This is a genomic window from Micromonospora sp. WMMD723, from assembly GCF_049863385.1.
Taxonomy (GTDB): Bacteria; Actinomycetota; Actinomycetes; order Mycobacteriales; family Micromonosporaceae; genus Micromonospora; species Micromonospora wenchangensis.
The window spans coordinates 6,454,468-6,480,767 of record NZ_JBMKNR010000001.1; the positions used below are offsets into that span (position 1 = coordinate 6,454,468).

Sequence of the window (26,300 nt, forward strand, 5' to 3'; positions counted from 1 at the left end):
GTGGCGAGATGGTGCGCCGCCGGGAGCTCGACGCGCCGTCACGGTAGTCATGGATACCGACGTCAGGGCGCGACGGGCCGCGCCTGTTAGCGATAACAGCAGGGTTTCCGCTGCGGCCGATCGGAACACCGGTCCGGGCCGGGTGGCGGTCGACCGTGTCCCCCGCACCTGGTGCACGGCGACGGCCACCAGTGTCGCCCTCCCCCCCACACCCGGCTCTGATCCGCACCCCCTGGGAGAGAACATGTCTGAAGTGACCCGAAGGAACGTCCTCAAGGCCGGAGCGGTGGGGGCCGGCGCCGCGCTGGTCCCGGTCGCCTGGACCGCCACCGCCCGCGCCGGCTCGGCCGCACCACCGCAGGTGCTGGCCGCGAACGACCTCGCCCTGTGGTACGACGAAGGAGCCGGCACCGACTGGCTGCGCGCGCTGCCGATCGGCAACGGCCGGCTCGGTGCGATGGTGTTCGGCAACGTCGACACCGAACGGCTCCAGCTCAACGAGGACACCGTCTGGGCCGGTGGCCCGTACGACTCGGCCAACACCCGGGGCGCGGCCAACCTGGCCGAGATCCGGCGACGGGTCTTCGCCGACCAGTGGACCTCGGCGCAGGACCTGATCAACCAGACGATGATGGGCAACCCGGGTGGTCAGCTCGCGTACCAGACCGTGGGCAACCTGCGGCTGGCGTTCGGGTCGGCCAGCGGGGCCAGCCAGTACGTCCGCACCCTCGACCTCACCACCGCCACGGTCACCACGACCTACGTGCTGGGCGGGGTACGGCACCAGCGGGAGGTGTTCGCCAGCGCACCCGACCAGGTGATCGTGGTGCGGTTGACCACCGACCGGGCCAACGCGATCACGTTCTCCGCCACGTTCGACAGCCCGCAGCGCACCACCGTGTCGAGCCCGGACTCCGCCACCATCGGGCTGGACGGCATCTCCGGCAGCCAGGAGGGGGTCAACGGCTCGGTCCGCTTCCTGGCCCTGGCCAACGCCGCAGTGACCGGGGGCACCGTCAGCAGCTCCGGAGGCACCCTGCGGGTCTCCGGGGCCACCAGCGTCACCATCCTGATCTCGATCGGCTCCAGCTACGTCAACTACCGCACCGTCAACGGCGACTACCAGGGCATCGCCCGCACCCGGCTCAACGCCGCCAAGGGCGTGGCCATCGAGCAGTTGCGCAGCCGGCACCTGGCCGACTACCAGGCGCTGTTCAACCGGGTGAGCATCAACCTGGGTCGTACGGCCGCGGCCGACCAGACCACCGACGTACGGATCGCGCAGCACGCGAGCAGCAACGACCCGCAGTTCGCCGCGCTGCTGTTCCAGTTCGGGCGGTACCTGCTGATCTCGTCCTCGCGGCCGGGCACCCAGCCGGCGAACCTCCAGGGCATCTGGAACGACTCGCTGACGCCGCAGTGGGACTCGAAGTACACCATCAACGCCAACCTGCCGATGAACTACTGGCCGGCCGACACCACCAACCTGTCCGAGTGTTTCCTGCCGGTGTTCGACATGGTCAAGGACCTGACGGTAACCGGTGCCCGGGTCGCCCAGGCGCAGTACGGCGCCGGCGGCTGGGTCACCCACCACAACACGGACGCCTGGCGGGGCGCGTCGGTGGTGGACGGTGCACTGTGGGGCATGTGGCAGACCGGTGGCGCGTGGCTGGGCACGATGATCTGGGACCACTACCTGTTCACCGGTGACCTGGGTTTCCTCCAGACCAACTACCCGGCGCTCAAGGGCGCCGCCCAGTTCTTCCTCGACACGCTCGTCGCCCACCCGTCGCTGGGCTACCTGGTGACGAACCCGTCGAACTCCCCGGAACTGCCGCACCACTCCAACGCCAGCGTCTGCGCCGGGCCGACGATGGACAACCAGATCCTGCGGGACCTGTTCGACGCCGCGGCCCGCGCCAGCGAGATCCTGGGGGTGGACAGCACGTTCCGGTCGCAGGTGCGTACCGCCAAGGACCGGCTCCCCCCGACCCGGGTCGGTTCGCGGGGCAACGTGCAGGAGTGGCTGGCCGACTGGGTGGAGACCGAGCGGAACCACCGGCACGTCTCCCACCTGTACGGTCTGCACCCCAGCAACCAGATCACCAAGCGGGGCACCCCGGCCCTGTACGAGGCGGCCCGCAAGACCCTGGAGCTGCGCGGTGACGACGGGACCGGCTGGTCCCTCGCCTGGAAGATCAATTTCTGGGCCCGGCTGGAGGACGGTGCCCGCGCCCACAAGCTGTTCAAGGACCTGGTCCGCACCGACCGGCTCGCGCCGAACATGTTCGACCTGCACCCGCCGTTCCAGATCGACGGCAACTTCGGCGCCACCTCCGGCATCGCCGAGATGCTGCTGCACAGCCACACCGGTGAGCTGAACGTGTTGCCCGCGCTGCCCAGCGCGTGGCCCACCGGGCAGGTCGCGGGCCTGCGCGGGCGTGGCGGCTACACCGTCGGCGTGGCGTGGAGCAGCGGGCAGCCCACCGAGATCGGCATCCGCGCCGACCGCGACGGCACGCTGCGGGTGCGGTCACGGCTGTTCACCGGCAGCTTCACGCTCACCGACGTCGCCGACGGCAGCGTGCCGGCCACCACCCGCCCGGAGACCGACGTCGTCCAGTTCGCCGTCCAGGCCGGGCACACCTACCGGGCGGCCCGGCCGGGCGTGACGCCGACCCCGACGCCGACCGCCACGCCCACCGCCACCGCCACCCCCACGCCGACCCCGACGACGCCGGCGCCGACCACCCCGGTCCCGACGACGCCGGTGCCGACCACCAGCTCCCCCGCGCCCTCGGGGGCCCGGGCGACGTACGCGGTGACGGGCTCGTGGTCGGGTGGCTTCCAGGCGGAGGTCACGGTGACCGCCGGCGCGACCGCGATCCGTGGTTGGACGGTGTCCTGGACGTTCCCCAACGGGCAGACCATCAGCCAGATCTGGGGCGGCTCGCACACCCAGAGCGGCGCGAACGTGACCGTGAAGAACGTCGACTACAACGGGACGCTGGCCGCCGGAGCCTCCACCACGTTCGGCTTCATCGGCACGGTGAACGGCACCAACAACGCGCCGACGAACCTCACCTGCACCACGAGCTGACCGGCACCGGGCGTGTCGTCGCCACCTCGCTGTGCCCCCGGGCCGGCCGAGGTGGCGACGACACGTCCCGCCCCTGCCGGCACCCAGGACCCCCGAGTGAAACGGACGGAAGAGCATGAGAAGACCATCTACCCGTAGCCGTCGGCTGTTGACCGCCGTGGCGGCGGGCCTGCTGCTGGTGGCGGGCCCGGCGGTGGCGCTGCGGACCTCCCCGGCGCTGGCCCTGAACAACGGTGTGGCGCGGACGCCGCCGATGGGGTGGAACAGCTGGAACACGTTCGGCTGCAACATCAACGAGGCGTTGATCCGGCAGATGACCGACGCCATGGTCAGCTCCGGCATGAAAGACGCCGGCTACCAGTACGTCGTCGTCGACGACTGCTGGATGAACCCCAACCGCGACTCCGCCGGCAACCTCCAGGGCGACCCCACCCGCTTCCCCTCCGGCATGAAAGCCCTCGGCGACTACATCCACGCCCGCGGCCTCAAATTCGGCATCTACCAAGCCCCCCTCGACAAAACCTGCGCCCAATACTTCAACTCCTACCCCGGCGCCACCGGCAGCCAAGGCCGCGAAGCACAAGACGCCCGCCAGTTCGCCAACTGGGGCGTCGACTACCTCAAATACGACTGGTGCTCACCCACCGGCACCATCGACGACCAGGTCCGCGCCTTCGCCAAAATGCGCGACGGCCTCGCCGCCGCCGGCCGACCCATCGTCCTGAGCATCAACTCCAACAGCATCCACTCCAAAACCGGACCCCAACGCGACTGGGGCGACGTCTCCAACATGTGGCGCACCACCGAAGACATCACCAACACCTGGAACAGCGGCCAAACCAACGGCTACCCCATGGGCATCCAAAACATCATCGACGTCACCGTCCCCCTCGCCGCCCGCGCCAAACCCGGCGCCTTCAACGACATGGACATGATGGAAGTCGGCCGCGGCGGCATGACCGACACCGAAATGCGCTCCCACTTCGCCCTCTGGGCCATCCTCGCCTCACCCCTCATCGCCGGCAACGACCTCCGCACCATGAACACCGCAACCCAAACCATCCTGAAGAACGCCAACCTCATCGCCATCAGCCAAGACCCCCTCGCGCTCCAAGCCAGCCAGGTTTCCTTCGACGGCACCCGCCGAATCCTCGCCAAACGACTCGCCAACGGCGACACCGCCGTCGCCCTGTTCAACCAGGGCAGCTCCACCACCACCATCACCACCACCGCCGCCGCCATCGGGCTGTCGGGCAGCTCGTTCACCCTGCGTGACGCGTGGACCAACACGACCAGCACCACCTCCGGAGCCATCTCGGCCAGCGTGCCGGGTCACGGGACGGTGGTCTACCGGGTCAGCGGCGCGACCAGCACCCCCACCCCGACCGTCACTCCCACCACGCCGGCCCCGACCACCCCGGCTCCGACGACCCCGGCCCCGACCACGCCGGCTCCGACCACCCCGCCGCCGGCGGCCATTTCCTGCCAGGTCAGCTACGGGATCACCAGCCAGTGGCCGGACGGGTTCCAGGCCGAGGTGACGATCCGCAACACCGGCACCACGGCGGTCAACGGCTGGAGCCTGCGCTGGTCGTTCGCCGACGGGCAGCAGCTCAACCAGGCGTGGGGGGTCACCTACACCCAGAACGGCGCACAGGTCACCGCCAGCAGCGCCGGCTGGAACGGCCTGCTCAGCCCCGGTGGCAGCGTGGGCTTCGGGTTCATCTCCAGCTGGTCCGGCAGCAACGCCAAGCCGACCGCGTTCACCCTCAACGGCCAGACCTGCACGGTGGCCTGACCGGATTGACGGAAACGACGGGACCCCCGGTCATGACATCGGCCCGGCATCGGGACGCGACATGACCGGGGGTCCCGCCACGGCTGGTCGGGTCAGTTGTCCAGCGTGGCCAGCACCGCGGTGGCCATGCCCTGCTCACCCCGGGCGTTGGGGTGGAAGGGCGCCGCCGCGTTCTCCGGCACCAGGCCCTCCACCCACCGGGTACCACTGCTCTTGCAGGTGTCCCGCCCGATCGACGGGGTGTAGACGTCGGCGTAGACGGCGTCGTTCGCGGCGGCGGCACCGGCCAGCATGGCGTTGAGCGACGTGGCGACACCCCGCAGGTACGGCACGTCCTGGTAGGCGATCGGCACCAGCGGCCAGCAGCCGTACCCGGAGTCCGGCACGATCGCCGGGTAGCCGAGCACCACGATCCGCGCCCCAGGCGCGGCCCGACGGACCGCCTGGAGGACGGCGGTGACCTTCGGGGCGGTGGCGGTGATCCGGGCCTGCAACTGGTCGGTGCCGCCGGCGGTGTAGAGGCTCTTGCAGGGCGAGCCGAGCGGGCTGCTGAAGCTCGCCTGCGCGCAGTCGCTGATGATGCTGGAGAAGCCGATGTCGTTGCCGCCGATCTGCACCGTCACCAGGGTGGTGTCCGGGGTGACCGCGTCGAGCTGCGGGGGCAGTGGCCGGCCCAGCGAGCCGTTGCCGCCGTAGCGGATGTCGTCGGTGGTGGCCCCGGAGCAGCTCACGTCGACCAACGGCGACGAGCCGGCGGACGCGGCGACCAGGGACGGGTAGTTGCGGTTGGAGCGCAGGCAGTTCAGGTCGACCTGGGTGGGGATCAACGGGCCGGACGTGTACGAGTCGCCGAGGGCGACGTAGCGTCCGGTGGGGACGGCGGCGCTGGCGGGCGCGGCGGCGGCCAGCACACCGGCGGTGGCGGCGGCGAACGCGAGCATCCGGGTGGCGGTCCGCAGCAGCGGCCGGCGGGAACGGGGCATGACGCCTCCCAGGGCGGATCACGGGGGTGGTGCCGCGATCCTGCGCTCTTCCACGCCGGACGTCAATATAGACAACTCTCGTTACATACCCCCTCGGAGCCCGACCGGCCGACGACCTCATCGATTGACGGGGGTCGAATCCGGACGGGATAATCCGCAGCGGAGCCGGGCTGGCTGCGGGCCGAGGGACACCGTACGACCGGAGTGGGCCGGCCGACGGCACATCGCCGTCCGCCGCACACCACGCCAGCACCACGCGGCCATTCGCCCCCGGACCGGGACCACCCCTCCCGCCGGCGGAGCCGCCCCGTCGACGCGGCCGACAGTCGTCGCCGCCCCACCCCTGCGGGAGGATCATCCATGGGACCCATGCGTTCCCGGCTCAGACTTGCGGTGTCACTGTGCGCCGCCACCACCGTCGTCGCCACCGCCGCCCTCGTCGGCACCGTCCCCGCCCAGGCGGCGGCCGGGTGTCGGGTCACCTACACGGTGACGAACCAGTGGCCGGGCGGGTTCGGCGCGAACGTCGACGTCACCAACCTCGGCGACCCGCTCTCCGGCTGGCGGCTCACCTGGACCTTCACCGCCGGGCAGGTGATCAGCCAGTGGTGGAACGGCACGGCCACCCAGTCCGCCGGCCGGGTCACCGTCGGCAACGTGGACTGGAACGCCAACCTCGGCACCGGGGCGAGCGCCCAGTTCGGCTTCGGCGCGACCTGGAACAACGCGGCGAACCCGGTGCCCGTCGACTTCGCCCTCAACGGGGTGCCCTGCACCGGCCGTACCACCGGGCCCACCGCACCACCGACCACCACGCCGCCGCCGACCACCGCACCGCCGACCACGCCGCCACCGACCACACCGCCGCCCACCACCCCACCGCCGACCACGCCGCCGCCGGTGACGGGGGCGCTCGACCAGACGACGACGGTGGGACGGGTCAGGGCGGTCGGCGGCAGCGCGCAGTACACCTGGCCCGGCATCTACTTCGAGGGCCGGTTCCGGGGCACCGGGGTCGGGATCGTCCTCAACGACTCGCAGAACGACTACCTCGTGCAGGTCGACGGCGCGACCGTCGCCACCCTGGTCACACCGGGCCGGACCACCTACTGGGTCCGCAACCTGGCCGACCGCGAGCACTCCGTACGACTGGTCAAGCGCACCGAGAGCCCGTGGGCCGTCGGCGAGTTCGGTGGCCTCGTCCCCGCCGCCGGCGGGGCGATCCTGGCCCGACCCGCACCCCGCAGCCGGCAGATCGAGTTCATCGGTGACTCGTGGACCGCCGGCTACGGCAACATGTCGACCACCCGCGACTGTTCCGGCAACGGCGGGGTCACCCGCAACTCCAACGCCGACGTCACCTTCGGCGCCCTGACCGCGCAGAGCCTGAACGCCGACTACCAGCTCACCGCCTGGTCGGGGCTCGGCATGGTGCGCAACTACAACGGTGGCGGCACCGACAACTTCCGCACCTACTACGAGACCGACCTACAGGCCCTGTGGAACAGCACGGTGTGGCAGAAACCGGCCACCTGGAAGCCGCAACTGGTGGTGGTCGGGTTGGGCATCAACGACTTCTCCACCGCCCTCAACCCCGGCGAACGGTGGGCCACCGTCGACCAGCTCGCGGCCGACTTCCGCAGCGCCTATCTGGCCTTCCTCGACAAGCTGCGCAGCCGGTACGGGCCCGACACGTTCATCGTGCTCACCTACCCCGACCTGTCCCCCACCACCGCGCTGGCCAGCTCCGTGCAGCAGGTCGTGCAGACCCGCGCCAGCCGGGGCGACACCCGGATCCGGTCGCTCTACTACGACGACAACGCACTGGGGCTCGACAAGCTCGGCTGCGACTGGCACCCTTCCCGCCGCGACGACCAGCTCATCGCCGGCGCGCTCACCCGGTTCGTCAACACCCTGCCGCTGACCTGGTGAACCGCTGACGCCGGGCAGGCCACGGCAGCGGGGCCGGTGACGCGGACCGTTCCGCGTCACCGGCCCCTGCGTTCGAGCACCCCGGCTCATCCCCCGGCCGGGCACCGGACCGGCGCACCACGGACCCCCTCCGGAGGCGCACCGCCGACCACCCGTTTATTGACATCATACGTCATACGGATTACGTTTACGTTCATCGATTAATGTGATCACCTGTCCCGCTCCGGTGGCCCCACCGGCACGGCCGGGATCACCGCCGGGGTCGCCGCCACCGTCGGAGTCGGGCAGGCCGGTCGCGCCCCCACCACCACCCTGATGTCGAAGGAGTTCCCCTGATGTCGAGACACCGACTCGTGGCCGGCGTCGTCGCGGCAGTCGCGACGCTCGCCCTCGCGCTGGGCGGCGCCGCGATCACCACCGGGACCGGGCCGGTCGCCTGGGCCGGGGACGCCGCCCCGCTCGCGGCGACCGCCGGATGCGGCAAGACGCCGACGCTGACCAGCGGCACCCGGACCATCTCCAGCGGTGGCCAGAACCGCACCTTCATCCTGCGGATCCCCGACAACTACGACCGCAACCACCCCTACCGGTTGATCTTCGCGTTCCACTGGAACGGCGGCACCGCCACCGAGGTCGACTCGGGCGGCACCAGCGGCTACCCCTGGTCCTACTACGGCATCCGCGCCCTGGCGAACAACAGCGCGATCTTCGTCGCCCCGCAGGGCATCGGCAACGGCTGGGCCAACAGCGGCGACCGGGACCTGACCTTCGTCGACGACATGATGCGGCAGATCGAGTCGAACCTGTGCGTCGAGACCACCCAGCGCTTCGCCATGGGGTTCAGCTACGGCGGCGGGATGAGCTACGCCATCGCCTGCGCCCGCGCCTCGGCCTTCCGCGCGGTCGCGGTCTACTCCGGCGGGCAGCTCAGCGGCTGCAACGGCGGCACCCAGCCGATCGCGTACATCGGCATCCACGGCCTGCGGGACAACGTGCTGCCCATCTCGACCGGGCGGTCGCTGCGTGACCGGTTCGTCCGCAACAACGGCTGCACCCCGCAGAACCCCCCGGAGCCGGCGCAGGGCAGCCTGACCCACACCGTCACCTACTACTCGGGCTGCCGGGCGGGCTACCCGGTCGCCTGGGCCCCGTTCGACGGCGGACACGCCCCCAACGCCGTGGACGGCACCGCCGACGTGTACGCCCCCGGCGAGAAATCCTGGACCCGGCCCGTGGTGTGGAACTTCTTCACCCAGTTCGACGGCACCACGCCACCCACCACCCCGCCGCCCACCACCACCCCGCCCGCGACCCCCACCACGCCCCCGGCGACCCCGACCACGCCCCCGCCCGGCGGTGGCGGATGCACCGCGACCGTGTCGGTCAACCAGTGGAACGGCGGCTTCACCGCCTCCCTGCGGGTGACCGCCGGCTCCGCCGGCACCACCGGCTGGACGGTCAGCACCACCCTGCCCGGCGGCGCGAGCGTCACCAACACCTGGAACGCCACCGCCAGCGGCAGCACCGGGACGGTCCGCTTCACCAACGTCAACTACAACGGCCAGCTCGCCCCCGGCCAGGTCACCGAGTTCGGCTTCCAGGGCAACGGCAGCGGATCCGGGCTCACCCCCACCTGCACCGCCCGCTGACCGACCCGGCCACGGCCGGGCTGATCACGGCCGGCCGGGTCACCGCAGGGTCGGTCAGGGACCCGGCGGGACGGCGGGAAACCCGGCGGCCGGTGGGCGGGAGCGCATCCCGTCCACCGGCCGCAACCCGCCGTCCCGCCACGGCCGGGGTCGGCCGACGCGCCGGCCGCTGTCACCCGATCCGCGAAATTCGTGGCGGCCGATCGGCGATCCCCCGGTCCGACCCGACTCCGGCTGCCATGATGGCGGACGTGGGAGCTGCGAAAACGAACACGCCTGCTGTCTCGCCGTTGACCGGCGAGCCGATCAAACGCGCCGATGCGGAACGGCTCGCGGGAGTGCTGAAGGCATTCGCCGACCCGGCCCGCCTACGACTGCTCAGTCTCATCCAGTCCGCCCCGCAGGGCGAGGCGTCCGTCACCGACCTCACCGCGCCGCTCGGCCTGTCCCAGCCGACGGTGAGCCACCACCTGCGGATCCTCACCGAGGCCGGGCTGATCGAACGCGAGAAGCGGGGGGTCTGGGCGTACTACCGCACGGTGCCGTCCACGATCGCCGCGATCGCCGACCTGTTGACCCCGCCCCGCAAACGGGCCACGAAGAAGACCCGCTGACCCGTCACCACCCGCTGAACGCCACCAGGAAGGCCACCCCCAGCCCGCCGAGCACCACCAGGTAGCCGACGCCGATGAACAGGGCCCGCCGGTGCCGCAACGGCATCGGCAGGAAGCCGACGAGGGCGAGCAGCACCCCGAGCAGGGCACCCCCGGTGGGAGCGCCCAGCACCACGAGCTGACCGGCCGGCCCGCAGATCAGCAGGCCCTCGGTGCCCTCGGTGCCCTCGGTGCCGCAGCCGTCGGCCGCCATCGGCAGGAACATCCCGACCAGCGCCACCGCCAGGGCGAGCGCGACCAGGAGCAGCACCGCCACCACCGCGCCGACGGTGGCCGCCACGCCGCTGCGCCGGTTGACCGCCGGCACCGCCACTCCGCCCTGCGGACCACCCGTGACCACCATGCCCAGCCTCCCGCCCGGTACCCGTGACCGCCGGTCACCACGGTGGGCGGCGGCACGCCGTACCGCGTCGGGTCGGGGGTGCTCCCCGGCCACCGGTCCGGCGCGAGAGCGAGCGTAGGCGACGCGACCCCGCCGGGAGGAGGACCGTCCGGCCGGTTCCGCGACCCCGACCGGCACCGGATCACGTCGTCCTCCCGGGTGCGCCACATTCATCATATGGGCCGGTCAAGCCGTCCGGATCGTCCCGGATGACGATTTCTGCCACCCCGTACCGGGCCTACTCTCGACCGGTCCGGGCTGCGGGGCCCGGCGGGAGAACGGGGGGCCCGTGTCCGAGACGACCCGGCAGATCGCCATCGAACAGCAGGTGGTCGACCAGGTGTACGCCCGCCTGGAGGTCATGCGCGCGCAGGCCCGGCAGCTCGGCGAGGAGGGGCGTCGGCGGGCCGGCGGCGGGCCGGCCACCGGGCTGGTCGAGCGGGACGCCATGGTGCTGGGCGCCGCCAGCCGGATGTCCGACCTCGACGGTCAGGAGGAGGGGATCGTCTTCGGCCGGCTCGACTACGACGACGACGAGACGTACCGCATCGGTCGGTTGGGGGTCCGCGACGCCGACCGGGAACCGCTGGTGGTGGACTGGCGGGCCCCCGCCGCCGCCCCGTTCTACCGGGCCACCCCCGGCGAGCCGCTCGGGGTGACCCGTCGCCGCGTGATCACCTGCGCCGGGCGTACCGTGGTCGGCCTCGACGACGAGGTGTTGTCGGCCACGCCCGTCGACGGGGTGGTCGGCGAGGGTGCCCTGCTCGCGTCGCTGACCCGGGAACGCGGCGCGCACATGCGCGACATCGTCTCGACCATCCAACGCGAGCAGGACGAGGCGATCCGCGCGCCGACCCACGGCGTCACCCTGATCACCGGCGGTCCGGGGACCGGCAAGACGCAGGTGGCCCTGCACCGGGCGGCCTACCTGCTCTACCGCGACCGGGGCAGGTACGCCGACGGCCGGGTGCTGGTGGTCGGCCCGTCCACCGTGTTCACCGAGTACATCGGGCGGGTGCTGCCCGGCCTCGGCGAGGACAGCGTCCACCTGCGCGCCGTCGGTGAGCTGTTCGACGGTGTCGTGGCGACCCGGCGGGACCGCGCCGAGGTGGCCCGCACCAAGGGTGACCTGCGGATGGTGCGGGTGCTGACCGACCTGGCCTGGGACACCCCGCCGAACGTGCCGGACCGGCTGTGGGGTCTCGACGCCGACGACCTGGCGCGGGCCCGCCGGGAGGTCCGCCGCCGGTGCGAGGCCGCCGGGATCACCCCCAACGCCGCCCGGCCGCAGGCCGCGACGGTGCTGGCGGAACTGCTGCCCGGCCGGGAGGTCCCCGACGCCTTCCTGACCGCCTGGTGGCCGACCCTGACCCCGCAGGACGTCCTGCCCGCCCAGCGGGGCGAGTGGTCGGTGGACGACGTCCCGCTGCTCGACGAGCTGGCCGAGATCCTGGGCCGACCGCCACGGGTCGCCGAGGTCCAGCCCGAGTGGCAGCGCCGGGAACTGCGCAGCGGCATCCGGCTGGCGGAGACCTTCGTGCTGAGCCCGAGCCTCGCCGACGGGTGGCAGCTCTTCGCCCCCGGCCTGGCCACCCCCATGGCGCAGTCCGGGCAGTCGCTGGACAGCGGCCACTGGGGTGCCCAGCGCTGGGCGGCGGCGATCATCCTCCGGGAGGGTCACCAGGTGGTGGGCTGGGTCGACGGCGTCGACCCGTACGGCGAAGAGGGTTACGTTCCGGTGCTGGCCGAGCCGCTACCGGTGGCCGAGGCCGAGGAGCCCGTCGCGGACGCCTACCAGCACGTCATCCTCGACGAGGCGCAGGACCTGTCGCCGATGGAGTGCCGGATGATCGCCCGCCGGGCCGAGTACGCCTCGATGACCATCGTGGGTGACCTCGGTCAGGCGACCCACCCGCTGGCCGCCGGCTCGTGGCCGGAGCTGGTGCGACGGCTCGGCAAGCGGACCGCCCGGACGCTGGACCTGCCCACCGGTTACCGGGTGCCCGAGGTCATCGCCGACTTCGCGGCCCGCGCCCTGCCGCCCGGCATCGCCCCGACCCGGTCGTTCCGGCCCGGCGGCAGCCTGGAGATCCGCCGGGTCGACGACCTGGCCGCGGCGGTGGCCGGGGAGACCGGGACCGTCATCGCCCCCGACCACCTGGCCGAAGCCCTGCACGCGGTCCCGGTCAGCCAGGTCAAGGGCCTGGAGTACGACCGGGTGGTGCTGGTCGAACCCGCCGACATCGTCGCCGCCGAACCCCGGGGCATGAACCGGCTCTACGTCGCCCTGACCCGGGCCGTCGGAGAGCTGGTGATCCTGCACAGCAAGCCGCTGCCGGAGCAGCTCACCCGCGACTGAGCCGGCGGGTTCAGCCGGCCCCACGGGGCGGGACGCCGGGTTTCAGCCCGCCCCACGGGGCGGGACGCCGGGCTTCAGCCCGCCCCGCGGGGCGGTACGCCGAGCGCGGCGCACGCCTGCTCGTACATCCGGACCACCTCGCGGCGGATCTCGACCCGCTCGGTGAGCCGGTGGGCGAACGGCAGCCGCACCGGCACCTCGATGTCGTCGATCGTGACGGCGAAGTCCATCCCGTCGGCGTCGAGCCCGGTCACCCGGGCCCGGGTGGCGTCCGGGCAGCCGCCGAGGGTCCGGCAGATCAGCAGCGAGTCCGCGGCGTGGTCGTCGTTCATGTGCCGGCTGACCGCCGCCACCGTGTCCGCGTCGAACGGCTGCCCGGTCACGCCACCGCCTCCGTGATCTCCGGGCCGTCCGGCACGTGCCGGGCCAGGGCCGCGAACACCGCCGTGTTGTGCCGGTACGCCACCAGCACCTCGTCGAGCAGCGCCGCCTCGTCGGCCGGGCTCAGCCGCAGTGCGTCCAACCGGGCCCGGTACGCCTCCTTGTACGCCTTCGGCCGGGTGATCAGGTCGAAGGCGTAGAAGGCCACCCCGGACCCGTCGGTCAACCCGTACCGTCGGGCCACCGCCCGCCCGATGTACAGCCCGCCGGAGAGGTCACCCAGGTAGCGGGTGTAGTGGTGGGCGATGAACCGCACCGGGGAGGTGCCGGCCACGGCCCGGATCCGGTCGGCGTAGGCCACCGTGGCCGGCTGCGGCGCGGTGCGCAGCGCCCAGTCCGGCCCGGCCAGCTCGGTGAGGTCCGCCTCCAGGGCGGGCAGCCGGGTCAACGCGTCGTCGACGAAACCCCCGGCGATCGGGTCGGACCGCATCGCCTCGGCGGCCGACTCCAACGCCTGGTAGAGGGCGTGGTGCTGGACCACCAGGTCGAGGTATCCGGCGAGGTCCAGCTCACCGGCGACCAGGGCGGTGACGTAACGCTGGCCCTCGGCGGCGGCGTGGGCGCCCTGGGTAGCGGCCCGCAACCGGGCCGAGAACGGCAGGGGTGGGGTGTCCATCTATTCCTCCGTGACGCAGGTGTTCCGGGCCGGGCCCCGACGGCGGGGCACGACCAGCGGCAGGCGGGTGTCGGGGTGCGGCACGACCTCGATGTCGTGCCGGTAGACCTCGCTGAGCAGGGGCGCGGTCAGCACCGTGTCGGGGGGTCCGGCGGCCCGGACCCGCCCGTCGGCGAGCAGGGTGACCCGGTCGGCGTACGCGCCGGCCAGGGCGAGGTCGTGCAGCACCACCACGACGGCGTCCCCGGCGGCGGCACGGTCCCGGGCGATCCGCATGACCAGCTCCTGGTGGTGCAGGTCGAGGGCGGCGGTCGGTTCGTCGAGCAGCAGCACCCCGGCCCGCTGGGCCAGCACCCGGGCCAGCGCGGCGCGGGCCTGCTCACCACCGGACAGTGACGGGAAGGGCCGGGCGGCGAACCGGATCACGTCACAGCGGCGCATGGTCTCGGCCACCACCGCGTCGTCGTGGGCCTCCTCGGGTCGGCCGGCCCAGGGCGCCCGGCCCATCCGGACCACCTCGGCCACGGCGAACGGGAAGCTCAGGGCGCTGCGCTGGGTCAGCACCGCGCGGCGCATCGCCAGTTCCACCGCCGACCACTCGGCCAGCGGCCGGCCGTCGACCTCGACGGTGCCGGCGGCGAGCGGCAGGTCACCGCTGACGGCGGCCAGCAGGGTGGACTTGCCGGCCCCGTTCGGGCCGACCAGGGCGTGCAGTTCACCGGCGCGGATGGCGAGGTCGACCCGGTCGAGCACCGGCCGGCCGGCCCGCTCGACCCGTACCCCGGTGGCCCGGACCCGGGTGGAACCCGGCGTGGTGGGGGCCGGCACCCGGGGCGTCGACCGGCGGCCGAGCAGCCGCAGCGGCCCCCGACGCCGGCGTTCCCGTACGCTCACCACGCCCTCCCACCGTGCGTGCCCGCCGGCTGCCCGCTCACGCCCAGCCTCCCGCGCGGTCGCGGGTGCGGCGCAGCAGCCAGAAGAAGGCGGGTCCACCCACGACGGCGGAGAGCACCCCCAACGGTAGTTCCTGATAGTCCACGAGGGTACGGGCGGCGAGGTCGGCGGCGACGACCACGATCGCGCCGCCGAGCGCGCTGGCCGGCAGCAGCAGCCGGTGCCCGGGGCCGGCGACCATCCGCACCAGGTGGGGCACGACCAGGCCGACGAAGCTGATGATGCCGGTGAAGGCGACCGCCGCCGCGCCGAGCAGCGCGGTGACCACGATCATCCGGACCCGCAGCCGTTCCACGTCGACCCCGAGGTGCCGGGCGGACCGCTCGCCCAGGGCCAGCAGGTCCAGCCGCCGGGCGTCGGCGAGGGTGGCGAGCAGCCCGACCGCGAGGCACGGCGCGGCCAGCGAGACCGCCGACCAGTTGGCCTGCGCCAGGCTGCCCAGGTTCCAGAAGGCGATGGCCTGCACACCCGACTCGTCGGCGACGAACATCAGCAGCCCGATGGCGGCACCGGCCACGGCGTTGACCGCGACGCCGGTGAGGACCAGGGTGACCACCTCGGTCCGGCCGCCGGAGCGGGCCAGCAGGTAGACCAGCCAGGTGGTGGCGAGGCCACCGGCGAACGCGGCGGCGGGCACCGTCCAGCCGCCGAGGACGGTGACGCCGGTGACGATGGCCAGCGCCGCGCCGACCGCCGCGCCGGCCGAGACGCCGATGACGCCCGGTTCGGCCAGCGGGTTGCCGAACACCCCCTGCATGACCGCACCGGCGCAGCCGAGCGCCGCACCGACGACGGCGGCGAGCGCGACCCGGGGGAAGCGGACCAGCCACAGTGCGCTCTCACCGTGCACGGCGGCGGGCCGGGGGCCGAGGTCCAGGCCGAGGCGGTGCAGCACCGAGCCGAGCACCTCCGCCGGGGCGACGGCGACCTGCCCCCGGCCAGCGGCGACCAGGGCGACCAGCAGCAGGCCGGCGGTCAGCCCGGTGAGCAGGACCGGTCCGCGCCGGACCCGACGGCGGGGGCGGCCGGACCCGGTGTCGCCGGTGGCCGGGCGGGTGCCGGTGACGGTCATCGCGGGCCCCGGCAGTGCAGTGCGTCGGCCAGCGCCCGGACCACCTGCCCGGAGCGGGTGCCGAAGGTGAGCAGGACGCCGTCGTCCATGTCGACGACCCGGCGGGCGGCCCCGGCCGGGGTCTGCCCCACCCCGGGGAGCCTGAGCAGGCCGTCGACCCCGCCGACGGACTCCAGCCCACCGCTCATCACCAGGATCACGTCCGGGGCCGCGTTGATCAGCCCTTCACTGGTCAGCGGGCGGAACTTCGCCAGGCCGATCGCGCTGCCGGCGTCCACTCCCCCGGCGGCCTCGATCATGGCGTCGCTGCCGGCGCCCCGCCCGCCGATCAGGTAGACCCCGGCGGTGCCGCGCAGGTAGAGGAAGGCGACCCGGGGGGCGGCGTCGGCGGGCGCACCGGCGCGGGCGGCGGCGATGTCGGCCTCGATCCGGGTGACCAGCCGGTCGCCGGCCGCGCCGACACCGAGCGCCGCCGCGACGGCCCGTACGTGCCCGGGGACGGCGTCGAGGGTCTGTTCGGCGGCGACCAGGACCACCGGGATGCCGGCGGCGCGTAGCTGCCGCAGCGTCTCGGGTGGACCGATGCTGTCGTCGGCGAGGATCACCGTGGGGGCGAGCGCGAGCACCGCCTCGGCGGACAGGTCGTGTCCGGCCGGGGTGACCACCGGCAGGTGGGCTGCGGCGGGGAAGGTGGTCGAGGTGTCCCGGCCGACGACGTTGCCGCCCAGGCCGAGGCTGAACACGATCTCGGCGATCGACCCGTAGAGGTTGACCGGCAGGATGCGGGTGGCGTCGGTGACCGTGGTGACGACGCCGTCGGTGGAGGTGACGGTGACCGGCAGGGCCGGGGCCGGCGGCGGGGTCAACCCGGTGACGTCGGTGTCGCCCACGGCGGCGGTGACCGGGCCGCAGGAGGCCGGTGTCCCCGGCCGGGCCTCGGCGGCCGGGTCGGTGCAGCCGACCAGCGCCCCGGCGAGCAGCACCAGGACGAGCGGCAGCGCGCGCCGGGTCACGACGTGGCCCGGCGTCGACGACGCCGGCGCAGGCCGGCGAGCAGGGCCGCCCCGAGCAGGGGCACGACCAACGCCACGAGCCACCAGCGACCGGTGTCGGAGGCGGCGCTGACCCGGGTCACCTGCGCCTGCCCGTCCGCGTCGGCCGGGCCCACCGGCCCGGCCGCTCCACCGGCGCCGGCGGAGGCGACGGCGGTGGCGGTCGGTGCCGGTGCGCCGCCGGTGGGCGTGCCGGCCGCGCCGGCCGGGGCCGCCGCCGGTGGGGTGGTCCGGGCGGCACCGCCGGTGGTCGCCGGGGCGGCGACGGCCTGGGTACGGGTCGGCGTGGCCACCGCTGCAGCAGCGAAGGTGACCGGTACCCGGACGTCCTGGGAGCGGTCGGCGGCGCGGGTGTGGTCGGCGCGGGAGGCGACCACGCAGCGGCTGACGGTGCAGTCGACCGTGCCGATGCGGGAGTTCACGGTGAGCGTCACCCGGAACGAGCCGCCCGGCCCGTACGGGGCGGCCAGTCCCTCCCCGTAGGAGGGTGGGTCGGAGGAGATCCAGTGCGACGCGCCGGTGCTGCCGGTGGTGTCGGCCCCGCCACCGCACGGGCTGGGGGCGACGCCGGCCCCGTTGTCCACGCAGAAGGCGACGTAGATGCCCTTGGTGACGTCGTATCCGCTGCCGGTGACGGTCACCGTGGCCCCGGTGCGGGCCACCCCGCTGGTGGGGGTGGCGGTGAGGGTCTGCCCGGCGGGGCCCCGGCCGGTGCCGGCGTGGGCCGGCGTCGACCCCACACCGATACTGACAGTGATCAGAATGGTGGTCAGGATGGCGCGAGGCAGTGCCCGCATCAGGCTCCTCCCATGACGGATCGGGCCGGCTGCCACACCGACCGTAGCTAAGGTTTGCCTAACCTAAGCGACCGATCCGCTGTTCACAAGAGGTTCTTCGGCCCAAGATCTTCAACCGCTCGCCGGGTGCCGCAGTAGTTAGGTTTGCCTAACCTCAACCACTGTCCGTATTGGGTACCAGAGAGGGAGCAGCATGGTCAGATCCAGCACCAATGCCGGCCGGTGGCGCAGGTCGCGCTGGGCGGCGGTCGCCCTGCTCGGCGCGTCGACCGTCCTCATCGGGGTCAGCCCCGCCCAGGCCGCCGGGGCGGAGATCAGCTCCGGCAGCCTGACCTGGGGTTTCAAGGCGTCGTTCCGCGCCTACGTGAACACCGGCAACGGCAACCCGCCGATCGCCGCCAGCGACGGTGCCACCATCAACAGCGACGGCACCTTCACCTTCCCGGCGAAGGGCGGCACGTACGACGCCGGCACCGGCGCCATCGACGCCAGGTACGGCGGGAAGATCGTCTTCTCGTACCCGGCGCACTTCTTCACCATCGCGTTGGCCAACCCGACGGTCGTCGTGACCGGTGGCACCGCCGCCGTCAAGGCGGACGTCGACCTCACCACCACGGCGGCCGAGCCGGTCTCGGTCCGCCAGGCCACCATCGCCACCGTCACCACGAGCGACGGCAACCCCGGTGGCAGCGGCGGCACGGTGACCGCGACCGACCTGGCGGCGACGCTGACCGCCGAGGGCGCCTCGGCGTTCAACGGCTTCTACTCCGCCGGCTCCGCGCTCGACCCGCTGTCGTTCACCCTCTCCACCGGTGGCGGCGGCGAACCGGCCGCACCGACGGTCGGCGTCACCCCGGCCACCGGGCTCGACCCGGCCGGGGCGACGATCACGGTCAGCGGCAGCGGTTTCGACCCGGAGGCCAACGGGGCGGCCGGGATCTACGTCTCCTTCGGCCGCAAGGTCGACGAGCACTGGACGAACGCCGGTGTCCTGCAGGTCACCAAGTGGGTCAACAAGACCAACGAGCCGACCGAGGCGCGCGACCGGCTCAACGCCGACGGCACGTTCCGTACCACGCTGCCGATCAGCGCGGTCTACACCGACCGCACCGGGACATCCGTCGACTGCACGAAGGTCCAGTGTTATGTGATCACCTTCGCCGCCCGGGGCGCGGCCGACCGGAGCCAGGACACCTTCACCCCGGTGACGTTCGGCCGTGCCCCGGCCGGTGGCGGCGACGCCAGCCAGCAGATCACCACCACCGTCACCGGTGGCGCGCTGACCCTCGGCGTGACCGGTTCCTCGGTCGCCCTGCCGGCGGTCAGCAACGGGCAGGTCACCACCGGGGCGCTCAACGCCGCCACGGTGGCCGACCTGCGCGGCACCAACGCCGGCTGGAGCCTGGTCGGGCAGGTCGCCGACTTCGCCTCGGCCAACGGCGGCACCATCGCCGCGGACAACCTCGGCTGGACGCCGAACGCCGCCGTCGGCACCGACGGCCTCGCCGGCACCCCCGGCGTGGTCACCCCGGGCGCGCCCGCCGCGCCCGGTGCCGGCCTGGGCACGGCACGTGCGCTGTGCACCTCGGCCACCGGCGCGAGCAACGGCACCTTCACCTGCGGTGCCGAACTCCAGCTCGGGGTTCCGGCGTCCGCTGCGGCGGGCGACTACAGCGCGGTGCTGACCCTCACCCTCTCCTGATCCGGCAACACCCCGGTGGGACGGGCTCGCCACCCGTCCCACCGGACCCGATCACCCCTCCGGAGCCCGGCATGTCCCTGCGTACCACCCTGATCCGGGCGAGCGTCGTGCTCGCCGCCGCGCTGTTGGTGGCGGCGGCCCCGCCCGCACCGGCCCCCGCCGCGCCCGCCCCGTCGCCCGGCCCGGCGGCCGGGGCCGCCGAGACCGGCGCGGCGCGCTGGGCCGTCCAGCCGTCCAGCGCCAAGGGCCCGACCGGGCGCAACTACTTCATCTACGACCTGGCCCCGGGCAGCACCCTGACCGACCACGTCGGCGTCACCAACCTCGGCGACGGCCCGGTCACCTTCGACGTGTACGGCACCGACGCCTACACCTCCACCGACGGCGCGTTCGCCCTGCTGCCGGCGGATCGGCCGGCCACCGACGTGGGCTCCTGGATCAGGGTCGACCGGCGCGAATGGACGATTCCGGCGGGTAAGCGGGTCGACATCCCGTTCCGGCTCACCGTGCCGGCCAACGCCACCCCGGGCGACCACACCGGCGGGGTGATCGGTGCCGTCGCCCGGGTCCGGACCACCGCCGACGGGCAGCGCGTCCTGGTCGACCAGCGGCTCGCCGCCCGGGTCTACCTGCGGGTCACCGGCCCGGTCCGGCCGGCCGTCACCGTGGAGGCGGTCGACGTCTCCTACGACAACCCGGTCAACCCCTTCGGCGGCGGCGACCTGGTGGTCCGCTACCGGCTGCGCAACGACGGCAACGTCCGGGTCGGCGGCAGCGGCACGGTGACCGTACGCGCGCCGTTCGGCCGGGAACAGGCCCGCACCGCCCCCACCGACCTGCCTGAGCTGCTGCCCGGGGCCACCTTCACCGTCACCGAGCGGATCACCGGCGTACCACCGCTGCTGCGGTTGACCGCCGAGGTCGACATCGCGGCCACCAGCACGGACACCGCGCTGCCGCCGGTGGTCCGTACCGCCGGGGTGTGGGCCCCGCCGTGGCTGCTGCTGGCCCTGCTCGCCGGGGCGGCCGGCTGGGCCGGGCTACGGTGGTGGCGACGGAAGGCCGCCGTCGGTCGACCGTCCACCCCGGACCCGGCCGACACCCCGCGACCGGCCGCAACCGTCTCCGCCGCGACCGGCGCTGCCGCCACCGGGCCGACCCCGGCTGCCGCCACCGGGCCGACTCCGGCTGCCGCCACCGGGCCGGCCCCGGGTGCCGACCCGCGTCCCGACGCCCCGCCCGCCCGATGACCGGGCCGCTGCGTGCCGTCACCCTGCTGGCCGTGGCCGCCGCGCTGGCGCCGGCCCCGGGGGCACCCGCCCCGGCCGGCACCCCGGCGGGCGGTGGTCCCGGCGTCACCGTGCCGGCGGGGACGCTGCGCATCGGGCAGCGGGTGCTGGTCGGCCTCGACGGCTGGCCCGCCGGCACCGTGCAGGCCGAGGTGTGCGGCAACGCCGCCCGGCGCGGCGCGCTCGACTGCGCAACCGGGGCGGCCACCCACGGCCAGGTGCCGCCGGCCGGCCGGGCCACCCTGCCGGTGCTGGTGGCCGCCCCGCCGGTGGCCTGCCCGTGCGTGCTGCGGGTCCGGACGCCGACCGGCACCGCCACCGCCGTCGCCGACCTGACGCTGGCCGGGGTGACCGCCCCGGCCGCCGCGCCGACCGCCCCGCCCGGGCTGACCCTGGTGGCGGTGCGGGCCGTCGACCGGTCCGGGCCGCGCGGCTGGTTCGGCCTGCCGGGCGAACTCGCGGTGCGGATCACCCTGCACAACCCCGGCACGCAGGACGTCACCGACCCGCCGTTGCGGCTCACCGTCGGGCCGCCCGGCCGGGCCCGGACCATCGTGGCCGCCCCGGCGCTGGGCACCATCGCCGCCGGGCAGACCCGGGAGTACCAGGTCGCGGTGCCCACCGACGCGGCCCCGTTCGGCCGGTACGAGGTGGACGGTCGGATCGTGGTGCCCGGTCGTCCGCTCGCGTTCACCGTGGCGGCGGCCCGGCGGCCCTGGGGACTGCCGGTCGCCGCCGCCGTCCTCACGATCGTGCTGCTGCTCGCCCGGCCGGCACGACGCCGGGTACCCGCCGCGACACCCGGGCGACCAATCAGCAAGTGATCGCTTGCGCAAACGACTGTTTCCGTTATCGTGGAGCTGTGCCCCCCGCTCCCGTACCCGTCGCACCCGGTCCGGATCTCGACGCGGCCTTCGCCGCGCTCGGTGACCCGGTCCGACGCGCCCTGGTGGCCCGCCTCGCCCACGGTGACGCCACGGTGGGACAGCTAGCCGCGCCGTTCGACCTGACCCCACAGGCGATCTCGCACCACGTCGGGGTGCTGCGCCGCTGCGGCCTGGTCGAGCAGCGACGCGAGGGCACCCGTCGCCCCTGCCGCCTCAGGACCGATCAGCTCTCGCTGCTCGGCACCTGGATCGACGAGCAGCGGCGCACCTGGAACGACCGGCTCGACGCCCTGGAGCACCACCTCACCGACGACGGGACGGCCCGGTGACCGACGCGCACCTGCGGGGCGACGAACTGATCGCCCGACGGCGGCTCGCCGCGCCGCCCGAACGGGTCTGGGCCGCCTTCACCTCGCCGACCGGCATCACCGCCTTCTGGGGCGGCTCGCACGCCACCGTGCCATCCGGGTCGGTGACCGTCGACCTGCGCCCCGGCGGAGAGTTCGCGCTCGACACCCGCGCGCCGGACGGCCGCACCCGTCGGCTCCGGTTCGTCTACGTGCGCGTCACCGCACCGCACGAACTCGTCTTCGACGAACCGGCCACCGGCCTACGCACGAGCGTCACCCTCCGCCCCGCCGCCGACGGCACGGACCTCACCGTCCACCAGCGACGGCTTCCCCCCGAGCTACGCACCGCCCAGGCCGTCGACGGGCTCGCCGCGATCCTCGACGCCCTCGCCGCACACCTGCGCCAGCCCGGCCCGACGCCGGCACCCGACCACGTGACGACGGAGCAACCATGACGCCACAGACCCAACGCGACCTCGTCGCGGAGTACTTCGCCGGGTTCCGGACGAGCGACCACCCGCGCATCCTCGCGACCCTCACCGACGACGTCGAGTGGGTCATCCACGGTCACCGGAGCACCCACGGCAGGACGGAGTTCGATGGGGAGATCGAGAACCCCGCGTTCACCGGCAGTCCGACGCTCGACGTCCACCGCGTGCACGAGGACGGCCCGGTCGTCGTCGTCACGGGCGAGGGCCGGGGAGTCAGCGTCGACCACGGGCCGTTCCGCTTCGCCTTCAACGACCTGTTCACCTTCCGCGACGGGCTGATCGCCCGGGTCGACTCCTACGTCGTGCCGCTACCCTGAGGCGACGCCGCGACAACCCGCACCGCACCGGCCAGGGAGGCGCGTCGACAGGGCCTCCGGCCCCGCACCGGCACGGCGACGCAGCCCGCGGGCGTCGCGGGGCCGACGCCACGAGCGCCGGCCCCGCCGTCGTCGACCTGCTCAGTTACTGAAGAAGGTGCACTGGAACGCCATGTCGTCCACCCGTACGGGGCCGCTGCCACCGAGCAGGGAGACCCGGACGAACACCTGGCTCGGGCCGTTGGCGTAGCTCGCCACGTCGTGCCGTCGCCAGACGGTGTCGGTGATCCGGACGGTGCGCAGCGCGAGGTAGGTCCAGCTTGCCGGATCGATCACCTCGACGTTGAGCACCGCCGGCCCGCTGACCGCCTGGACGAAGAACCCGCCGCCGCAGGTGGTGTTGTGCCCGGCGGTACGCGGCCGTACGGTGAGCAGCTTGCCCACCCCGGACCAGCCGCCGGCCGACGTCGTGAGAATGGCGTTGTTCGCACCGGAGTGGGCCTTCCCCGCGCCCAGCTCGAAGGCTCCGCTGCCGGCACCGGAGCGGTGGAACTCCCACACCGCCGCCGGGTTGCTCTCGAACCCGTCGGTGTGCTGCCAGAGGTCCGCCTGGGCGGGGCTGACGGCCACGGTGAGGGCCACCGTCGTCGCCGCGACGGCCGCGGCGGTGAGGCGTACGGCCCGGGTGAGTGCGGTTCTCATCGCTGTCTCCTCTGCTCGTCGCCGCACGTCACGGCGCACCGTAGATGACGACCTGGTACGTGGTGATCGCCTCTCCCACCGGCTGGTGCCAGGTTCGCGGCGAGGAGTTGCACTGGCTGCCGTTGCGGTTGGCGTGCGAGTTCAGCCCGTACCCGGTGTTGCCGGCGAAGAGCGGCCCACCACTGTCACCGCCGAGGGTGCAGATGTTGGTCTCGATCATCTGACGTACGGTGCCGCCCGCGCCGTTGACCGTCACGTTGGTCTTGAGCACGGAGCCGCACCTGAACCCGGTGGTCCTGCCCGAGTTGCAGACCGACAGCCCGCTCACGGCCGTCGCCCAGCCGTGGATGCTGCGGCTGGTGTTGTTCCACAGGTTGATGGTGCCGGTGGCCCAGACCGACGGACCGTTCATCCAGATGAGGCCGAAGTCGTTCTCCGGGTAGTTGCTCTCCAGCGACGGCCCGACGTCCTGGCCGTTGGGCAGCGTCCAGTGCGGGTAGCCCTGGGTGCAGTGGCCGGCCGTGATGATGTAGTTGAAGGTGTAGTCGGTGGCGGTGAAGCCGGCCGAGCAGCCACCCAACGAGTCCCCGCTGGAGATCCCGACGTTCGGCTGGATCGGGCCGGTGCCGGTCTCGAACCGGACCGCCGTGCCGAACCGGCGCGCCGCCGAGCGTTGCACGGCGTTCTTCGCTCCCGACGCCGGCAGGCTCACCACCACCTGGTTGGTCGCCGGGTCCACCCCCCACGTCGTGCCGGGTTCACTCGCTGCGGCCTCCAGCGTCCGCTGGATGGTGCGCAGTTGCCGTTCGCCCCGGGCGACGAGGCGCGCCGTCGCGCCGGCGGCGGTCACCTTCGCGGCGGCAGCGGCGTCGGTGACGGTGACGACGAGGGCGCCGTCGGACAGGTACGCCCCGCCCGAGCTGGCACCCAGCTCGGTGGTCAACCGGTTGGCGAGCCGTACGTGGGAGTCCTCGGCGCGCAGCAGCTTCTCGGCGGCGTCGCGGCTGATGCCCCGCTGCGCGGCGATCGCCTCGGCCATGTCCGCCGCCCCGGTCGCCCGGCCCGACCCGGCGACGGCAGCGGCGGACGCCGGGGCGGCCCGGCCGTCGGCGCGGGCCGGATCCGCCGCGCCCCCGGGGCGAGCCGGCCGGTCGACCGGCCCCGCCGCCGCGGCCGTCGGGACGAGGGCCACCGACGACACCGCGACCAGTGCCACGGCGAGCAGGGACCTACGGCTCGGTGTTCTCCTGTCCGGCCGGCTGATGACACGTTCTGACATTCACCACTCCCATCACGAGAGGACCCGTCGGCCGGACCATGGGCCGACCGGACGGCAATCCTCGCAACGGGCGGTGGGAGGGGAGGGGGATGCTGGACGCGGCTGGACACGCCCGGACACCTGACGTGCCGGGCCCGGCGGAGCAGGGAGGCGGGGTGGCCCCCTGACCGGGCCACCCCGCGTTCGCACCCCTCACCGGCGGGCGGGTACGACACCCCGCCGGCCGGTCCTGACGGGGGCGCGGGTCAGAAACGCGCCCAGTCGTCGGCGGCGGGACGCCACACGTCGATGTTGCGCGGGTCGACCGCCATCCGGCGGGCCCGGTGGGTCTCGTGCTCCTCGGGGGTGAACACCCGGTGCCTGTCGCACAGTTCGTAGCGCGGGCCGTGCCGGGTGTCGTGCATGTAGAAGGCGATCGACGTGGACGCCGAGTGGTTGACCAGGTCGGAGGCGATCGGGACCTGCTTGTACTGGGCCCGCGCCCGGCCGCGCATCACGTGGTCGAAGCTCTTCATCATGAAGCACAGGTGCGCGACGTAGAACTCGTTGTTGCGCTGGATCGCCAGGCTGTGGTGGTAGCGGTCCTCGCTGCGCAGGAAGACCGTGACGTCGCCGACGTGGTCGGACTCCAGGAAGCCGAGCACCTTGGTGTAGAACGCCAGCGTCTCGTCGTACTTGTCGGTGGCGAGGAACGGGTGCACCAGGTCCAGCGGGCGCAGCTCGATCAGCGGCGGCTCGGCGTACTCCTGGAACTCGGTGAACAGCTCGACGATCAGCCCGTTGGGGTCGCGGACGGCGAAGCCCCGCTGGACCAGGCCCTTGACCCGGTCGGCCAGCTCGAACACCTCGTGCCCGGCGGCGGTGACCCGGTCGCGCAGGTCGTCGAGGACGGCGTCGTTCTCGACGCTGAACCCGACCGCCGTGGTCCACGACTCGGTACGCTGCGGCGCGGCGACCAGCTCGATGCTGTGGTGTTCGAGGTCGGCACGCAGGAACGCGTACTCGTCGTCGTGCTGCTCCAGTTGCAGCCCGACGTGGTACTGAAGGAACTCGATGGAGGCCGCGAGGTCGGGCACCTCGATCCGGGCGTACTCCATGCCGTAGGGCCCACGGCGGCGGGCGGTGGCCTCGGTGGTCATCTGTGACCCCTCTCGATGGGCTGGGCGTCCCCGGCGGTGGGGAGACTGACGATGGCCTGACGCTCGATGACCGGCCGCCAGCGTTCCCGGACGAACCGCTCGTGCGAGTCGCTGTGCAGGTAGTCGAGCAGGTCCTGCTCGGTGGGGAACTCCACGACGAAGCCGTGGGTCATGCTGGTGTCGCGGGTGCTGACGTTGACCCCGCTGCGCCAGTTGCGCATCGCGGGATAGCGGCTCGGGAAGGTCTCCAGCTCGGCCAGGACGGACTCGGCCGCGCCGGGCGGCAGGTCGTCGCGGAACCGGAAGACCAGCATGTGGGTGATCATGACGGCCGG

General features: G+C 73.4%; 24 protein-coding genes. 12 read left to right on the forward strand and 12 right to left on the reverse strand.

Annotated features, from left to right (window positions below; translation table 11 throughout):
* The first annotated feature begins 244 nt into the window (after positions 1–244).
* Positions 245–3,100, forward strand: coding sequence for a glycosyl hydrolase family 95 catalytic domain-containing protein (locus ACN261_RS27940; protein WP_425852998.1), 2,856 nt, complete (start codon positions 245–247; stop codon positions 3,098–3,100).
* 115 nt (positions 3,101–3,215) lie between these two features.
* Positions 3,216–4,898 (forward strand): cellulose binding domain-containing protein, encoded by a 1,683-nt coding sequence (locus ACN261_RS27945; RefSeq protein WP_425853000.1) that lies wholly within the window; start codon positions 3,216–3,218, stop codon positions 4,896–4,898.
* A 92-nt stretch (positions 4,899–4,990) separates the two neighbouring features.
* Here ACN261_RS27945 and ACN261_RS27950 read toward each other — a convergent pair whose 3' ends face one another.
* Complete coding sequence (locus ACN261_RS27950; RefSeq protein ID WP_421482638.1) at positions 4,991–5,881, reverse strand: SGNH/GDSL hydrolase family protein; 891 nt, start codon at positions 5,879–5,881, stop codon at positions 4,991–4,993.
* A gap of 360 nt (positions 5,882–6,241) precedes the next feature.
* Here ACN261_RS27950 and ACN261_RS27955 point away from each other — a divergent pair, with 360 nt between their 5' ends.
* From ACN261_RS27955 to ACN261_RS27965, 3 genes are all read left to right on the forward strand, one after another.
* Complete coding sequence (locus ACN261_RS27955; protein WP_425853003.1) at positions 6,242–7,813, forward strand: cellulose binding domain-containing protein; 1,572 nt, start codon at positions 6,242–6,244, stop codon at positions 7,811–7,813.
* Between the two features lie 335 nt (positions 7,814–8,148).
* A complete protein-coding gene (locus ACN261_RS27960) occupies positions 8,149–9,462 on the forward strand; it encodes a cellulose binding domain-containing protein (protein ID WP_421482641.1) in 1,314 nt (437 codons plus the stop codon).
* Positions 9,463–9,704: 242 nt separating this feature from the next.
* Positions 9,705–10,076, forward strand: a complete 372-nt coding sequence (locus tag ACN261_RS27965; protein WP_088647720.1) for an ArsR/SmtB family transcription factor — start codon at positions 9,705–9,707, stop codon at positions 10,074–10,076.
* Between the two features lie 4 nt (positions 10,077–10,080).
* Here the strand turns inward: ACN261_RS27965 and ACN261_RS27970 are convergent, their stop codons facing one another.
* Positions 10,081–10,479: a hypothetical protein gene (locus ACN261_RS27970; RefSeq protein ID WP_425853005.1), complete on the reverse strand. Its 399-nt coding sequence runs from the start codon at positions 10,477–10,479 to the stop codon at positions 10,081–10,083.
* A gap of 328 nt (positions 10,480–10,807) precedes the next feature.
* Here ACN261_RS27970 and ACN261_RS27975 point away from each other — a divergent pair, with 328 nt between their 5' ends.
* Entirely contained in the window at positions 10,808–12,877 is a 2,070-nt protein-coding gene (locus tag ACN261_RS27975) for a HelD family protein (RefSeq protein WP_425853007.1), read from the forward strand.
* Between the two features lie 74 nt (positions 12,878–12,951).
* On the opposite strand, the gene ACN261_RS27980 is transcribed toward ACN261_RS27975, so the two are convergent.
* The 6 genes from ACN261_RS27980 to ACN261_RS28005 are packed head-to-tail and all read right to left on the reverse strand — an operon-like array spanning position 12,952 to position 17,809.
* A complete protein-coding gene (locus ACN261_RS27980; RefSeq protein WP_425853009.1) occupies positions 12,952–13,260 on the reverse strand; it encodes a DUF2470 domain-containing protein in 309 nt (102 codons plus the stop codon).
* On the reverse strand, positions 13,257–13,934 hold the full coding sequence (locus ACN261_RS27985) for a heme oxygenase (biliverdin-producing) (RefSeq protein WP_425853011.1): 678 nt from the start codon (positions 13,932–13,934) through the stop codon (positions 13,257–13,259). Before ACN261_RS27985 ends, ACN261_RS27980 begins: the two co-directional genes overlap by 4 nt.
* Complete coding sequence (locus ACN261_RS27990) at positions 13,935–14,828, reverse strand: heme ABC transporter ATP-binding protein (RefSeq protein WP_421482647.1); 894 nt, start codon at positions 14,826–14,828, stop codon at positions 13,935–13,937.
* 37 nt (positions 14,829–14,865) lie between these two features.
* Entirely contained in the window at positions 14,866–15,960 is a 1,095-nt protein-coding gene (locus ACN261_RS27995; protein WP_425853013.1) for a FecCD family ABC transporter permease, read from the reverse strand.
* Positions 15,957–16,973, reverse strand: coding sequence for a heme/hemin ABC transporter substrate-binding protein (locus ACN261_RS28000; RefSeq protein ID WP_425853015.1), 1,017 nt, complete (start codon positions 16,971–16,973; stop codon positions 15,957–15,959). The genes ACN261_RS27995 and ACN261_RS28000 overlap by 4 nt, the downstream gene beginning before the upstream one ends.
* On the reverse strand, positions 16,970–17,809 hold the full coding sequence (locus tag ACN261_RS28005; RefSeq protein WP_425853017.1) for a hypothetical protein: 840 nt from the start codon (positions 17,807–17,809) through the stop codon (positions 16,970–16,972). The genes ACN261_RS28000 and ACN261_RS28005 overlap by 4 nt, the downstream gene beginning before the upstream one ends.
* A gap of 193 nt (positions 17,810–18,002) precedes the next feature.
* Between ACN261_RS28005 and ACN261_RS28010 the strand changes: the two genes are divergently transcribed.
* The 6 genes from ACN261_RS28010 (at position 18,003) to ACN261_RS28035 (ending at position 22,845) form a co-directional block, all read left to right on the forward strand.
* Positions 18,003–19,511, forward strand: a complete 1,509-nt coding sequence (locus tag ACN261_RS28010) for an HtaA domain-containing protein (protein ID WP_425853019.1) — start codon at positions 18,003–18,005, stop codon at positions 19,509–19,511.
* Between the two features lie 71 nt (positions 19,512–19,582).
* Positions 19,583–20,761 (forward strand): WxL protein peptidoglycan domain-containing protein, encoded by a 1,179-nt coding sequence (locus ACN261_RS28015; protein WP_421482653.1) that lies wholly within the window; start codon positions 19,583–19,585, stop codon positions 20,759–20,761.
* Entirely contained in the window at positions 20,758–21,624 is an 867-nt protein-coding gene (locus ACN261_RS28020; protein ID WP_425853021.1) for a hypothetical protein, read from the forward strand. The genes ACN261_RS28015 and ACN261_RS28020 overlap by 4 nt, the downstream gene beginning before the upstream one ends.
* Positions 21,625–21,662: 38 nt before the next feature.
* The gene (locus ACN261_RS28025; RefSeq protein WP_363658277.1) at positions 21,663–22,016 is read left to right on the forward strand and encodes an ArsR/SmtB family transcription factor; all 354 of its coding nucleotides are present in this window, start codon (positions 21,663–21,665) and stop codon (positions 22,014–22,016) included.
* Positions 22,013–22,492, forward strand: a complete 480-nt coding sequence (locus ACN261_RS28030) for an SRPBCC family protein (protein ID WP_363658275.1) — start codon at positions 22,013–22,015, stop codon at positions 22,490–22,492. Before ACN261_RS28025 ends, ACN261_RS28030 begins: the two co-directional genes overlap by 4 nt.
* On the forward strand, positions 22,489–22,845 hold the full coding sequence (locus ACN261_RS28035) for a nuclear transport factor 2 family protein (protein WP_363658273.1): 357 nt from the start codon (positions 22,489–22,491) through the stop codon (positions 22,843–22,845). Before ACN261_RS28030 ends, ACN261_RS28035 begins: the two co-directional genes overlap by 4 nt.
* A 141-nt stretch (positions 22,846–22,986) precedes the next feature.
* Here the strand turns inward: ACN261_RS28035 and ACN261_RS28040 are convergent, their stop codons facing one another.
* The 4 genes from ACN261_RS28040 to ACN261_RS28055 form a co-directional block, all read right to left on the reverse strand.
* Complete coding sequence (locus ACN261_RS28040; protein ID WP_363658271.1) at positions 22,987–23,547, reverse strand: hypothetical protein; 561 nt, start codon at positions 23,545–23,547, stop codon at positions 22,987–22,989.
* 28 nt (positions 23,548–23,575) lie between these two features.
* On the reverse strand, positions 23,576–24,826 hold the full coding sequence (locus ACN261_RS28045; protein ID WP_425853024.1) for a S1 family peptidase: 1,251 nt from the start codon (positions 24,824–24,826) through the stop codon (positions 23,576–23,578).
* Between the two features lie 245 nt (positions 24,827–25,071).
* A complete protein-coding gene (locus tag ACN261_RS28050; RefSeq protein ID WP_302744363.1) occupies positions 25,072–25,965 on the reverse strand; it encodes a VOC family protein in 894 nt (297 codons plus the stop codon).
* Positions 25,962–26,291, reverse strand: a complete 330-nt coding sequence (locus tag ACN261_RS28055; RefSeq protein WP_088647650.1) for a Dabb family protein — start codon at positions 26,289–26,291, stop codon at positions 25,962–25,964. Before ACN261_RS28055 ends, ACN261_RS28050 begins: the two co-directional genes overlap by 4 nt.
* Positions 26,292–26,300: the final 9 nt, after the last annotated feature.